General features: G+C 64.6%; 7 protein-coding genes. 4 read left to right on the forward strand and 3 right to left on the reverse strand.

Going from position 1 to position 13,797, the window contains the following annotated elements; all coding sequences use genetic code 11:
- The first annotated feature begins 786 nt into the window (after positions 1-786).
- Positions 787-7,635, forward strand: coding sequence for a PA14 domain-containing protein (locus NP4_RS11715; RefSeq protein WP_169813716.1), 6,849 nt, complete (start codon positions 787-789; stop codon positions 7,633-7,635).
- Complete coding sequence (locus tag NP4_RS40850; RefSeq protein ID WP_147287988.1) at positions 7,635-8,162, forward strand: hypothetical protein; 528 nt, start codon at positions 7,635-7,637, stop codon at positions 8,160-8,162. The genes NP4_RS11715 and NP4_RS40850 overlap by 1 nt, the downstream gene beginning before the upstream one ends.
- A 334-nt stretch (positions 8,163-8,496) precedes the next feature.
- On the opposite strand, the gene NP4_RS43330 is transcribed toward NP4_RS40850, so the two are convergent.
- From NP4_RS43330 to NP4_RS43335, 3 genes are all read right to left on the reverse strand, one after another.
- Complete coding sequence (locus NP4_RS43330) at positions 8,497-8,652, reverse strand: COG4315 family predicted lipoprotein (protein ID WP_211335892.1); 156 nt, start codon at positions 8,650-8,652, stop codon at positions 8,497-8,499.
- Positions 8,653-8,980: 328 nt separating this feature from the next.
- Positions 8,981-10,063 (reverse strand): tyrosine-type recombinase/integrase, encoded by a 1,083-nt coding sequence (locus tag NP4_RS39845; RefSeq protein ID WP_082875775.1) that lies wholly within the window; start codon positions 10,061-10,063, stop codon positions 8,981-8,983.
- A 25-nt stretch (positions 10,064-10,088) separates the two neighbouring features.
- Positions 10,089-10,499, reverse strand: a complete 411-nt coding sequence (locus NP4_RS43335; RefSeq protein ID WP_373863827.1) for a phage integrase SAM-like domain-containing protein — start codon at positions 10,497-10,499, stop codon at positions 10,089-10,091.
- A 182-nt stretch (positions 10,500-10,681) separates the two neighbouring features.
- Between NP4_RS43335 and NP4_RS11730 the strand changes: the two genes are divergently transcribed.
- Entirely contained in the window at positions 10,682-12,928 is a 2,247-nt protein-coding gene (locus NP4_RS11730; protein ID WP_169813718.1) for a S9 family peptidase, read from the forward strand.
- Positions 12,929-12,944: 16 nt separating this feature from the next.
- Entirely contained in the window at positions 12,945-13,373 is a 429-nt protein-coding gene (locus NP4_RS11735) for a hypothetical protein (protein ID WP_067996380.1), read from the forward strand.
- Positions 13,374-13,797: the final 424 nt, after the last annotated feature.

Below are 13,797 nucleotides of genomic sequence, written 5' to 3' on the forward strand. Positions count from 1 at the left end.
GGAAGATCGGCTCTCGATAACAGTCCTGCCGATGTGTTCAACTCCGCTGAAAGTGGGTTTCGTGCACCGGCATCGGTTCAGCACCCGCGCTGAGGCACGCTTGAAGATCGTCACCTGGATCGCAAGGTTCTACAACCCGGCCCGGCGGCGCTCTCGGCCTGGCGGCTGTCACTGATCGACGACGAGACTCACATGACGGCCGTTCGTTCAGCGGTCGGAGTGGCCTGGTCGCGAGACCGGCCCGCATAAAGGGGCCACCCTCCATGCATCGAGGGGATTGACACAACCCCTAGCGTGCTGGGAGGGAGTTTTTTGAAGAATTCTGTCCGAGATCAGTTGTGGCCCAGTCAGTTCGAATCGTTCAAGGTGAGGCGTCGATCTAGAGGGCTACTTCGTGGGCGAGGTGTTGAAAGCCCAGCGTGATGGACCGTCGGTCGTGCTGCGTGTCCCTATATCGAGGGCGAAGTTCATAGCAACGGGACCGTTATGTGGGCTGGCACGACCAGGCGGCGCGGTGAGTCGCAATGTGCGCGGCACCCCTAGGGCTGGATCGTAGGCACGTCATCGAGTCCACTTCGCGGCCGGTTGGTATGTGCTCCAATAGCAACGACAGTCGAGCCGTGTCGTGCAGTAGCGCAACGGGTTTCGTCAGTCTCAAAGTCACTTCCGGGGGCCGCACGGTGGCGCGTCGGGTGAATATGGAGGGGGTTCTCGATGTGGAAGATTGCGTGGACTTTCAAGGGTAGATCCCGATGGTCGATGTGGCTGCGGATAAGTGTGGTCGTGGTGGCTGTCGCGCTGGTAGCGACGATGACGCAGGTGATCGTGTCGCATCTTTCAAGCCCGAAATCGCCTGTGGTTCCGCTGCTTTCGCCTGTGTCTGGGCCCACGCTCGATACTTCGCCTGCGCCCGCGGCAGACTTCGCGCCGCTGGCCGGGGCGGGTGGGACGAGGGCGAGTTTCGATCCGAAGACATCGAAGGAGTCGGGCCGATCGGAACGGTCGGTCGAGTACACCAACTCCAGCGGCACCCGCTCGGTGGCATTGTCCCCATCTCCGGTGAGTGTGCCCGACTCGCGGGGCGGTTGGGCTTCGCCTGATACCCGGGTGACAGAGGGCAAGAATTCGAAGGCCGCGACATCGGTAATCGCGGGTGGCAGTGTGGGATTCGCGGAGTCGGGCGATGATTCGTCGCTCGTGCGGATCGACCGCAACGGCACCGCGGTCACGATGGCGCTGCAGGGGGCCACCAAATCTCACCGGACGGCGGCCGATTCGACCGTGACCTATGCGGACGTGCTGGCGGGGACGGACTTGACGTACACACTGTCGCAGGGGGAGGTCAAGGAGTCGCTGATCGTGAAGTCGCCGACCGGGGTCGGTGAGGGGCAGTGGGTGTTCCGGATGAGCGCCGGCGCATTGACCCCAAAGGTGCAGGGCGACACTGTCGTGCTCACCGACGCATCCGGGGCAGTCGTGGCGGGTTTGCCGCCGGTCTCGGTGTGGGATTCGCCCGCAGCCGGCAAGTCGCCGGCTCGTGCCGGTGGAGCGTACGCGCTTGCGCGCCAGGGTGACTCGTGGTCGCTGACGGTATCGGTGGACAAGAAGTGGCTGACTGACAAGGCCCGGCGGTTCCCGATCACGATCGATCCGACCTACACCTACGGCTTCGACAAGCAGCCCTCGACGATCGCGTTCCGCTCCGACGGCAGTGCGGGATGTGAGAGCACCTGCGGCATCGCGATCGGAAACTCCCGCCCCAATAATCAGAACCTGTTGTGGCGCTCGGGGTTCCGGTTCGACTTCACCCCGGTCGCCGGAAAAATGGTGGTCGGGGCGCGGCTGGATTTCCAACGTACGGGTACCGATGGGACGTCGAAGTCGTTCACCTCGACGGTGTCGAAGGCGGGCAGTCCGCTCGGGTTCGGCGCGGTGGGGGAGGCGTTGGCGTCCGGGCCGATCGGGGACGGCGGGACGATGCAGTCCAAGGCGTTGACCGAGTTCGTCGCCGGCCGGGTCGCGGCCAACGACACCAACGCCTGGTTCATGCTGGCCGGGAGCGAAACCGACGAGGTCTCCTACAAGCAGTTGCGGGTGCGGTTGATCGTCGACTACGGCACCGCTGCACCGGAATCGGCGATGGTCGGGCCCGTGGACGACGCAGTGTTGTCGACCCTTACTCCGACGCTGCAATCCAGCGCGGTGAGCAATCCGTCCGGGGACGCGACGCAATATTGCTTCAAGATCTCCACCGGGGTGGACGGCCGCTCGGGCAGTGTCGTGGATTCCGGTTGCTTGGATGCGCCGTCGTGGACGGTGCCGCGGTATGTGTTGCACGACGGTGGTCGCTACACGTGGACCGTCGATACCGCGATCAAGGGTGGGGTGACGACGACCCCGGCGCATTGGGTGGGGCATTTCCGGGTCGATCAGCGCATCGGGGCACCCGGGCCGGTACCCACCGACACGATCGGGCCGGTGCAGGTGAACCTGTTCAACGGCAACGCTCACACCGAGGTCAGCGGCCCAGGATTCACAGCCGTCGGCGGGAATGCGGGGGTGAAGTTCACCTACAACTCCCAAGCCGGTGAAGCGCATGGGATGCGGGCGTCGTATTTCAACGATTCCCGACACAACGGCACCCCCGACGACGCACCGGTCCTGGTGCGTGGCGAGTCGCAGGTGAATCTGAATTGGTCGACCCCGTTGACGAACCCGAACGGGTCGCTGGTGCCAGGAGCATGGGAATCCCGCACGCGGCCACCGGCATTGGCGCCGGACTGGTACGTGATCCGATGGGAGGGCTACTTCCAAGCCGAGGATCCCGGGAACTATCAGTTCACCGGTGCGCACATTGATGGCGCGAAGATCTGGGTGAACGACAAACTGATCTATGACCACCCCGACCGGTTCAACATCGACCAGATCAAAACCGGATTGGACGGCTGGACCGATGCGATCGCTCTGAAGCAGAACCAGCGTGTCCCGGTGAAAGTGGAGTTGTATCACCGCAGTCTGGATCCGGGCGTGATGCAGTTGTGGGTGCGGCCCGACCCGGTGCGGTCGAAGATCGCCGAGACCGAATCGCTGTTCCCGCAGGATGTTTCGCCGCTGCCGCCGGGCTGGCAGCTCGCCGCACCCGCCAGCGGCTACACCCACGCCGAACTGCTCGACGGCGCGGTGGTGCTGACCGACACCGCGGGCGGCGCGCACTCCTGGGCACGCACCGCCGGTGGATACGCACCACCACCGGACGAGGATGGAGTGCTCGCGTTCGACGCGAACGGCCGGATCTCGGTCACCGAGAACGGTGTGGTGTCGCTGTTCAACCCCGACGGCACCCTGGCCGCGGTGTCGACGGTGCTGGACAGCAAGAAACCTGCTGCGCTGCAATACGTTTACGCTGGCACTCCGCCACGGCTGACGCAGATCAAAGACCCGGTATCGGGCCGGTCACACACGCTGTCGTACAACATCGACAACAGCGACTCCTGCTACGGCGGCGCGACCAAACCCCAGGGCGCGACGAGCGCGCCGCAGGGCAAGTTGTGTCGGATCATCTACTGGGACGGCACCGAGACCCGTCTCTGGTATGACCGGTTGACTTTGCAGCGGATCGAGAATCCCGGCGGGGTGCAGTCGGACTTCGCGTATCTGCGGATCCTGGAGAAGAAGGAATGCCGCCCGAATCCGCAGAAGGGCAAACCAGATATCTGCAACACCGTGGACCCGATCGAAGACCGAGACGGCCCGCACGGCCCGATAACGAAGATCCGCAGCCCGCTCGGCAACGACTGGATCGCGGCTCAACCCCCATTCTCCCTGCACTCGGAGGCGGTGACCGATATCGGCTATGCCCTGATGCCCGATATCCCTGGCGATGAGAATTCCGAGCGGGAACAGAGGTATCGGGTAGCGAAGGTGCAACTGCCGGCCATCGGCGGCTTCGGGCAGATACCTACCCGGGAACAACGCACCTACGGCTACGACTTCCCCCACAAACAAGCAGCGATGCAAGTGGCGGGATTGAACCCGAAGATCGGGTTCGCCCGCAAGGTCACCTGGGACGACGCCGGACGTGCATTGGTATCCACCGACGGCACGGGTATCAGTACGAGCGCGGAATGGAACCCGAAAAAGGATCTGCCGCTGGCCGTCGTTGATGCGGCAGGGCGGCGGTCCACCATCGGCTACGATCACGCTGATCGTCCGACCGACAAATACGGGCCAGCGCCTGCGTCGTGTTTCACCGGGCAGACTCCGACCGCTGCGTGCGCGGGGGCGATGCCGCACAGCCACACCAACTACGACCAGGGCCTGACCGGATTACAGGCACAGTTCTACGACAACCGGTTCCTCTCTGGGGTGCCGAAGGTGTGGGCGACCGGTGTCGGTCCGGCCGATGGGGCCCTCTCAGGGGCATGGGGAAGCGCCCCGCCCGTCCCGAATTCCGATGGCTGGTCGGGCCGTTTCACCGGTGAGATCCAATTCCCCGCCCCAGGTGACTACGGGGTTGGGTTCACCGTGGTCGACGGGGTCCGGTTGTGGCTCGACGATGTGCTGCTGGTGGACTCGTGGACCGACAAGGCTTCCCTCGCCGTTCCCGGCAAATACACGAATGCGGTTGCGGGGAGCTGGCATCGGCTTCGGGTCGACTACTACAACCGCTCCGGCACCTCCGGTGCCCTGAACTTCACCTGGACGCCGCCGGGTGTGTCGACACCGGTCACGGTACCGGGGCAGAATCTGGCGCCGAGTTATGGGTTGGCGACCGGTTCGCTCGCCGAGGACACCTCCGGCGGTAGCGTGGAACGCGCCCCGTCCGGCCACACAGCGACGAGCTTCTCGGATCCAGGTGCGGGAGTCGACCCAGTGTTCGGGCTGGCGGTGTCGACTACAGCAGACCCCGGTGGGCTGAACCTCACTGCACGCCACAGTTACGAAAAACCCGGCGACGGATACCTGCGTAGTCTCGCCGGAGCGCTACCGGCCGGAGATATCGGTTCCGTCGACAAGCGAAGCACCACAACCTATTACGGCGACCGCGAGACACGTGCGAACCCGTGCGACGCGAAAGCGCCGGCGGCGAATCAAGCCGGGCTGGCCAAAACCGTCACCGGAGCCAAACCGGTCGATGGGCCCGCGTTGGTCGGGGAATCGGTATACGACAACACGGGTCGTGTCGTCGCCTCCCGGATCGGTGACGGCGGCTGGGTTTGTATCAGCTACGACGCCCGCGGGCGGGTAGCCAAGCAAATCTTCCCCGCGTTCGGCGGCAAACCTGCCCGCACGCTTACCTACGACTATGCCGTCGGCGGGGACCCACTGACCACGAAGGTCATCGACGATTCCGGAACCCTCACCACCGTCACCGACCTCAACGGTCGCATCGTCCATTCCACCGATGCCTCCGGAGTCGTCTCCGACGCTACCTATGACCAGGCCGGACGCGTTACCAAAAACGTTGTCACCGTCAAAGGAACCACCAGCACCAGCACCTACGCCTGGGACGACGCCTCGCGCCTGACCGCGCAGACGCTCGATGGCAACACGATCGCCACCCCCGGTTACACCAATGCGGGAGAACTCGCGAATGTCGCCTACGGCAACGGGTCTCGCCTCGACGCCCTCGACCGCAACGCCTCGGGCAGTCCGACTGCGTTGACTTGGCAGGCGTCGCAGTCCACAGTGGTCGACGCGGTCACCCGCTCCCGTAGCAATCGGATCACTGATGACGTCGTCACCGCCGACGGGAAACCGGTCGCGTTCTACGCCTACACCTACGACAGTGTCGGTCGATTGGTCGCCGCGACGGTGCCGCACCACCAGCTGAGCTACGCGTTCGACGGCGGAAACGGTTGTGGCCCAGCGCAATCAGCGGGCCACAACACCAACCGCACCTCGTTCACCGACGTTCTCGACGGCGGCGCGCCCGCGGTCACCACCTACTGCTACGACAACGCCGACAGACTGCTGTCCACCAACGGAGCCACCACCCTCGCGGTCGCCTACGACACCCACGGCGACGCCATCAAAGTCGGCGGCGATGAACTCGGCTACGACGCCACCAAACGCCACATCTCCACCAAAAACGCTGCAGGAACCCTGATCTCCTACAGCTACGACCCAGCCGGCCGACTTATCACCCGCACCGTCACCGGGGCGACGAAACCTGAACAAAACGGCACCGCACATTACGGATACAGCAGCGGTGCCGCCAGCCCGGACGTCGTACTCGACAGCTCCGGGGCAATGCTGCAACGAATCCTCGGGCTTCCCGGCGGGGTGCTGTTGACCAAGACCTATACCCAACCGGCTCAAGGCTTCCCGGCTGCCCGCGCTGCGGCCACGCCATCGACCTCGGCGCCCAGCGCAATACCAGCCACCCCGACCGCAGCGCCGTCGACGTCCACACCCCACCCGCCGCAGACTGCGGCACCGTCCAGCGCTGTTCCGACCAAAACGCCGGGCCCGCACGCATCCGCCTCGGCGACGACACACCCACAGGCTCCGGCCCCACCGTCCAGAACGACATTAGTGGCACCCTCCCCAACCAGCTCGGCCACGACGACCGCACACACGAGTTCCACGTCGGTCACGCCCGCGGCGAAACCCGTTATAGCAAGAGACCAACTACCGGCCACGTCGATATCCACGCCCACGACAACCGCATCGCCGACAAGTCCTGCGCCGACGAAGACCGAACCGACCGGGACCAGTGGCGCTCCATCGCCGTCCGTGAAAACCCCGTCGGCGTCGAGCTCCGCTCCAGCACGACACATGCAAGCGCCGACGCCTGGGCAAACCAATTGGTCGTACCCGAACATCCATGGCGACGTCTTGTTCACTGCCGACGGCACGGCTGCCCGCTCCGCCGCGATTTATCTGTACGACCCGTACGGGCAGAACATCGATCCGGCCACTGGCGCTATCGGTGACATACCGATCCCCTCGACCGCGGAAGGCGGTATGGATTTCGGCTGGCTCGGCCAGCACCAACTCCCCATCGAGCATCTGGCCGGAGCGCAAGCTATCGAAATGGGAGCCCGCACCTACCTGCCGGTTCTTGGCCGATTCTTGCAAGTCGACCCCGTTGCAGGCGGATCAGCCAACGACTACGACTACGCCAACGCCGACCCAATCAACAACACCGACTTCACTGGCAAGCAACCTGACAGGCCCGAGAGGCCAGAGTCCAAGATCCACACTAGGTTAGTCGATCAATGGGGTGACTCTGTACCGTATCGTGTCGGATTTTGGGATCCGACCGCGAATAATTTGGAGGGGGCTGGATTTGGTCACACGAAGGTTGTCGGAAAGCACAATCTCCTGGACGATTCGGTGGTGGGTGTAACACTGGCTTACCCGGGCACATCCGAACAACAGACCCCCACCCGCTGGGCCTTCCGAAAAGAATGGGCACGCCAAATCAAGGACCGCCGTACTGGACAATGGGTGACTGTCGAATCGGTGTGGGTCAGAGTTGTGGTAGATTATGCAAAATTGAAGGATGATCCAGAAGCAGGAGAAGTTGGTGTAGTGACCGCACACTGTGAAGGCTCGACGCGTTGTCCGGACTGGATCAATAATCTCCCTCAGGGCGTCCCTCAGGACTTGCCTCATGGCGGCCAGTGATGAGCGCCGAACGTAAAGTGCCAATGAGGAGTGGCTCGACCACACCGGTTTCGGCTCGACGGCCGAGAGAGCTGGTGCGTCGAGGACCGGAGGATCCGGCGTATGCCGACCTCGTGATCGAGCCGCTTTCCCGATGGGCCATCGCTGTTGCCGAGAACTTCGTCTGGCTTGCGGCGCAGGCACATTCGCTACACACGGTCGAAGATTGCTGGGTCGACAAGGAATTGGCGCTCTGCGCGCGATATCGCAATGTCAACGGCAAGTTCGGAGTACGGTTCGGCCACGCCTACATCTCACCGCTAACTGGCATGCCGCTCGATCCGACCGGCGCGGATCGGACTGAGGTTACTGCGCGATGGCAGGCATCGAACTTCCTCGATGTACAGCTTGGGGGCGGCGGGCCTGACCACTGCGACTGGGTCGAGGGTGACGGTCGCGAATGGTGGGGGACGCCGCCGACAGCGGGTTGGTCCCGCGTGGTCGACCCATCCAGTCGTGTAGTCACCATCCAGTCGCAAGACGGATAACCATCAGTGGCTGACGGACCATGGCCTAACCTTCGATTTCAGCGGGATCGCTCCCACGACAGTCCGGACGAAGGCAGTCAGGCTGACACGGACAAACGCACTGACAATGCCGCTGGGCGGGCGGATCGGTGAGCGAGATCGACTGCGTGACAGAACGTTCGCTCATACCTTGAGGATGTTGTCGGCACGCCCGCCCAGGCGCGTGGTTCCGTGGCACGGTTGGCGGCCCGCCGCAATAGGCGGGCGCGCCGAGCCGGGACCCTGCGGTGGTTATGGCGTCGCCACCCTCGAAAGACTCGAGAGTCCAAGTCCCACGCATCGGCCGATTGAACGCCTACGGCGCGACCACGTGCCACACCCCTTGGCAGTTATCGCCGTTCCTGTCGCCCTGCCGGGCGTCTTTTGAGAAGAAGTACAACGGCTTGCCCTTGTAGGCCCACTGCGGAGAGCCGTCGTCGCGTTTGATGATCGTGTAGGGACCACTCGGCACGTCGTTCGTGCTCGCCTTATAGGGCGGCCAGAAGACCTCGCACGGTCCGGTGCACGCACTCGTGCCCGAGTTGGGCTTGTCCTTGTCGAAGTTGCATCTGTCATCTCGATCTCCTCCTCCAGTCGAGTCCCGACCTCGAGGCCGCTAGGCGATTCGCCTCGGCCGCCGACGTCGGCGTGGAACTCCCCGCAGCGCTTTCGGTTCGAAGCTGCGCCGACCGGCTGGTCGTTCTCTGCGGCAATTCCGGTTCGGGCAAGTCGACCGTTGCCATCGCAATTTCTCTTCACTGGCCGTACTGGGGGTCAAGGGGCCGCAGGTTCGAATCCTGTCAGCGCGACGGGAAACGCAGGTGAGACCCGTCGAGATATCGGTTGCGACTTCTGGTAGCCAAGCGATTGCGCATGCCGAAAATCGTTGGCGTGTCGCTATGTGACACGCCAACGTTAGGATGCCTCGCCGGAGTGCGCCTTCCCTTGTGGATCCTTGTGGAGTCGGATGCCGCGCACAACGACGGTCCCTGACATTCTGCTACCACGGCAGATGCTGTCTGGCGATTGCCGGGGCGTCCTGGGTATGGAAATCCAACCTTACGATCCAGAGCGTCGTAGGTTGGCGCCCACTCGCGCAAGTTACCCCGTACGGGTATAGGCCGGATCCCGTCTGGGTCTCGCCGCAGATGTGGAATCATTGCGATTCGACGGGAATCGACGGGATGTGTCGGGATGCTGTTTGTGCAGGTAGATGGACAAACCGCCCCTGTCCAGCTGTCCGAAACCCCGCCCGAGATCATGAAGGAGATCATCGGGCGTTCGCTGAAACTGTCCTGATCAGAGGCGGTTTCGGTGCTCAGAAGACGGCCGCTGTCCCGTCTCAGGTCGGAAACTCGATCGTTTCCAGGGGTGCACCCATCGGGGGTATCACTGTGGATGCGGCCGAAGGCGGTCTCGATCGCGGTGCGAGTGTGGGCATCCTGATCGGGCCACAGATGGGTGTAAACCCTCAGCGTCGTCTCCGCGTCGGCGTGGCCCAGTCGGACTTGAACTGTCTTGACCGAGGAGCCGTTCCGAATGAGCGCCGAGGCGTAGAAGTGCCGCAGATCGTGCGGGGTGAAGCCCTGCGGCACTTGCGCTTTCTCGGCGACCGCGCGGAACCGTTCGCCCATTCCGTCGGCGCACCAGGGATTTCCGGCCTTGGTGCGGAACACGAGGTCGTTTCGGTTGCGCTGCACCGTGGTGAGGAAGGCGCTGGGCGCGTTGTGCGCATCCGCGGGCAGCGGAACCGTCCGCTTATTGGTGCGAGTCTTCAATCGGGTCGTGGGCGGTTTTCCGCGAAAGTGGTTGGCCTGCTGGACGACATGGATCTCCCGGCACAGGAAATCGATGTCGCAGACGCGCAGGCCAGCATCATGCATCCCGTTTGTTGGTTCGTGTTGGCGATCAGCGCCCACACCTGGCCCAGGTGAGTAGTTGTGCCACGGATTTGGCGCTGTCGGGCCGTTCGCGAACTTTGACTTTCTTGCAAGGGTTCGTGGTGAGGATGCCGTCGTCGACGGCCACGTGGAGGACGGTGCGCAGGAACTGGAAGTGCAGTGCCACCGAGTTCTCGCCTAGTGGGCAACCGTCTTTCCACGGACGCCCGCGGTGGAGCTGGTCGAGCCAGTTCCGGACATCCGAGGGCCGGATCTCGCCAATTGGTGTGGCGCCCAAGCGTCCGAGGTTCTTGGCAGGTCTAGCTGTGATGTCCAGGGAGGTTGTTCCGGGTTGGTGAGGGCACCGGGCCTGGCTGTTGATGGGTGAAGGCCCTGACGAAGCGGCCGCGGCGGCGTATCGTGAGCTTATCGCTAACACTCAAATCGCATTGCTGCAGTAATTGTTCGGGTGACCTTGCGCCGACCGTCTATGAACTGTTGCGTTCATCGGCCGGTCGCGTTCGCTGGGCACGTTTTCGACCCAGCCGAGCCGTTGCGGCGGGTCTCGGCTTGTCCTGGTAGCCGAATGCATGGGCATGCACTCGGATGAGGGGTGCCGACGTGAGTTTCGAAGCTGTGCTGGGGGAACTCGCGGCGGAGGTGGCCGCTCCCATCTGCGCAGGATACGCGGTCGGTCCGGATGGGCGCCGGGTCGCGGTGGTGGAGTGGGTGGCGTACCCCCCGCGGCCGAAGTTCCCCGTGCTGCTCTTGGGCTACGGTCCGTTCGTCTATGACGCCACGCGGTGCGTGATCGCCCGGCTGGCTCCGCGTGCCGGTCGGGTGGCGGTGTACGACACAGCTGGCGGCGGACTGCTGGCCAGCTGGCCGGGATGGGTTGTGGGAGCGCCGGTGTGGAGCCAGGACGGTCGGTTCCTGGCAGGGCTCACGCCCTCCGACGAAGGCAATGGGCACGGCGTGTGGGTACTGGACGTGGCGTCCGGTGCGCACTGGGTTGTGCCAGAGCTACTGGTCAGCTGGTCGCTACTGGGCGCTGCAGGCAATCACGCGGAGATGGGAGGATCGCCGCTGTGGTGGACCTGTGATGGGCACCTCCTGGTCGCGCGGGAATCGGTCGACCGCAGCGCCATTGATCCGCGCGACGATATCGTCGCCGAGCCCGAATGGGACGATCCGCCTTCTCCGCGGCCGGAGGGCGGAGAGGAGCCCGCCTACCATCATGATCTGGTAGCGATTGGCGCAGCCGCCCGGGTCGACCTGGTAGTCGTCGATCCGGGGACAGCGGGAGTGGTCTCAGTTCTGCGCGAGGGATGTGTGGTGGCCGACTGCCAACTCGAGCCCGGCGGGGATCGTGTGCTGGTGGCTGTGGGCGATCCGCCGGGTGATGTGGCGGATCTGCTGTCCGAGGGCACTACCCGGTATGAGATCCACTGTCCGGGAGGATCGGAGCCGATCCGGCCGCTGGGCAGATGGCCTGTTGGCGCGGTGCGCTGGCAACCGGGTCCACGTGGCGACGTGATGGTGGCGGAGCGGGGCGATGAGGGGATGGTGTTCCGCTCGCTCGCAGATGATGCCGCGAGAGGACGGATTCGCATTGCGGCTCCGGTCGCTGCGTGGCTTCCGACTCGGTCGGGAGGTGTTCTCGCGGTCACCGAACCCCTGATGAGTGCGGCCGGGGCGGACCGTGATGGCGGTCGGCAACTGCTCATCGCTGATCGTGCCGGGAGCGCCCGGGTGGTTCGGTTCCTCGACGATGCCCAGGTCCGGGCCGCGCGGGGACCGTGCCGAATACGGATCGTGCCGACCGACGGGGATTCGGTGGTCGGGGTCGACGGGCTCGGCACTCCGGGCGAGCGGCTGATCGCGCTGGCCGAGGACGGGCGATCGGAGCCGCCGCGTTGCGTACCCGACGCGGATGCGGCCCCCGGACGAGTGGCCTTCCTCACCGACCGGTTCACGCTCATCGAACGACGCGAGGCAGGGGCTTGGTCTCTCGAACGCCGGGCCCGCGGCGAGCACGGCATGGCCACGACTGCCGTGCACCGCCTCGCGGCCCCGAAGCCGTCTCACGCGCGACGGCGAGCAGGTGAGACGGGTGGGCGGTTGAACCCGTGGACTGCTTACCAGGTGTATGACCCGCCCCCGGCGGAAGCCCATAGTCGCAGCCGACCCGCCGTGCTGGTGGAGCTGTGCATGGTCCCGCCGCAGAGCCCGCTGCCAGAACCGACGAGGCCGGTGGACTCGACGCCACCGTTGACTCGAGCGCAGCTGGGCTCCGGGAACGCGGTGGCCGGCCTGTATGTCCGGTTGCCGGGCGGCGGGTCGGTGAGCTTTGCCGATATTCGTACTCGGCTCACAACTGCGGTGAGCGACCTGCGCGCGGCACTGGCCACGAGCGGGCGGGTGGATGTCGGGCGCATGGCGCTGGTCGGTCACAGTTTTGGCGCGGCGTGCGCGGGCGTAGTCCTGGCGCACTCCTCCGGGGTCTTCCGATGCGCGATCCTGCGCGCGGGCGCCTACAACCGCACTCTGACACCGCGCGGTTTCCACGACGAACTCCGAGACCTGTGGCATGCCCGCGACGTCTACGACGGCTTCACCCTGGCCTATCACGCCAGGAACATCGACTGCCCGGTACTCATCCTGCAGGGCAGCGCCGACGCCAACGGCGTCACCGACGCCCTGCAGGCCTGGACGTTCTACGACACGCTGCTGGCCGCGGGCGGACACGCCCGCCTCGTCCTGCTCTACAACGAGGGTCACTCCTTCACCACCCGCGAAGGCGTACTCACTGCGGCCCGCGAGGAACTGACTTGGATGACTCGCTGGACCAGCCCTACCACTTGCTAATCGAGGAGCCTGGCCAATGCCACACATACTGGATCTCATCGCCGCCGCCCGGCGCGGCCGCCGTGCAGTGCGCGCAGCCCGCAAATCCGGCTACCACAGCGAGATCGCTCGTGTGGCGGGCAGCGCACCCGTGGGCGGCCAGGTGTGCACCCGTCCCGCCCACGACGACGTGCGGCCGCTGCGGGCCCTGTGGCGGATAACTACGCTCAACCGCAAAGCCGACCAAGAGCCGATCTACCTCACCGCCGCGCTGCTCGCGCATGGCCGCGACACCGTGCTGACCATCGGCCGAGAGTCCGCCCCGCCTGGACGCGAGGCCCACCACCTGCTGTGGGTCAGCGTCGATGGCGAGGTCGTCTCCACTGGCCTGCCTGTCGCCGAGTTGTGCGTCCCGCTGGCGACCCTGCCGCCGCGACACGGCCCCGAGTCCTCCCGCACGATATGACGCGATGGCGAACAAATCTCTCGGCCAGAAAATGATCTAACACCACACCCAATTGCAAAAAACGCAATCGGAAGAAAGCTCCGGCGCCGTTGACCGGCATTCCGAGAACTGAGAGAATTACCTTCTGGGCCAGCTGAAGAAAACCGGACGGAATAGTTTCTCCGCGATCTGGCGAACTATTTGTCAAAGGCGATAAGAGGATTGCAACATGTCATCACTTCTGCGGCGCTCGGTTGCCCTGACCGGCGCCCATGCCCGCGCGGCCACCGCCTCGGTGATCGGATATCAACCGCCACCCCGAGAGGAATGTAGTGGGAAATGTATCGGGCTCCACACGCAAGAAGGCACATGTCAACCGTTGCTCGGTAACCCGCTGTGCAACCCGGCGACGAACTGCAACGGTTTGACCTGCGTTTGCTGCCCG

Origin of the sequence: Nocardia pseudobrasiliensis NBRC 108224 (assembly GCF_001613105.1) — a bacterium.
Classification (GTDB): Bacteria; Actinomycetota; Actinomycetes; order Mycobacteriales; family Mycobacteriaceae; genus Nocardia; species Nocardia pseudobrasiliensis.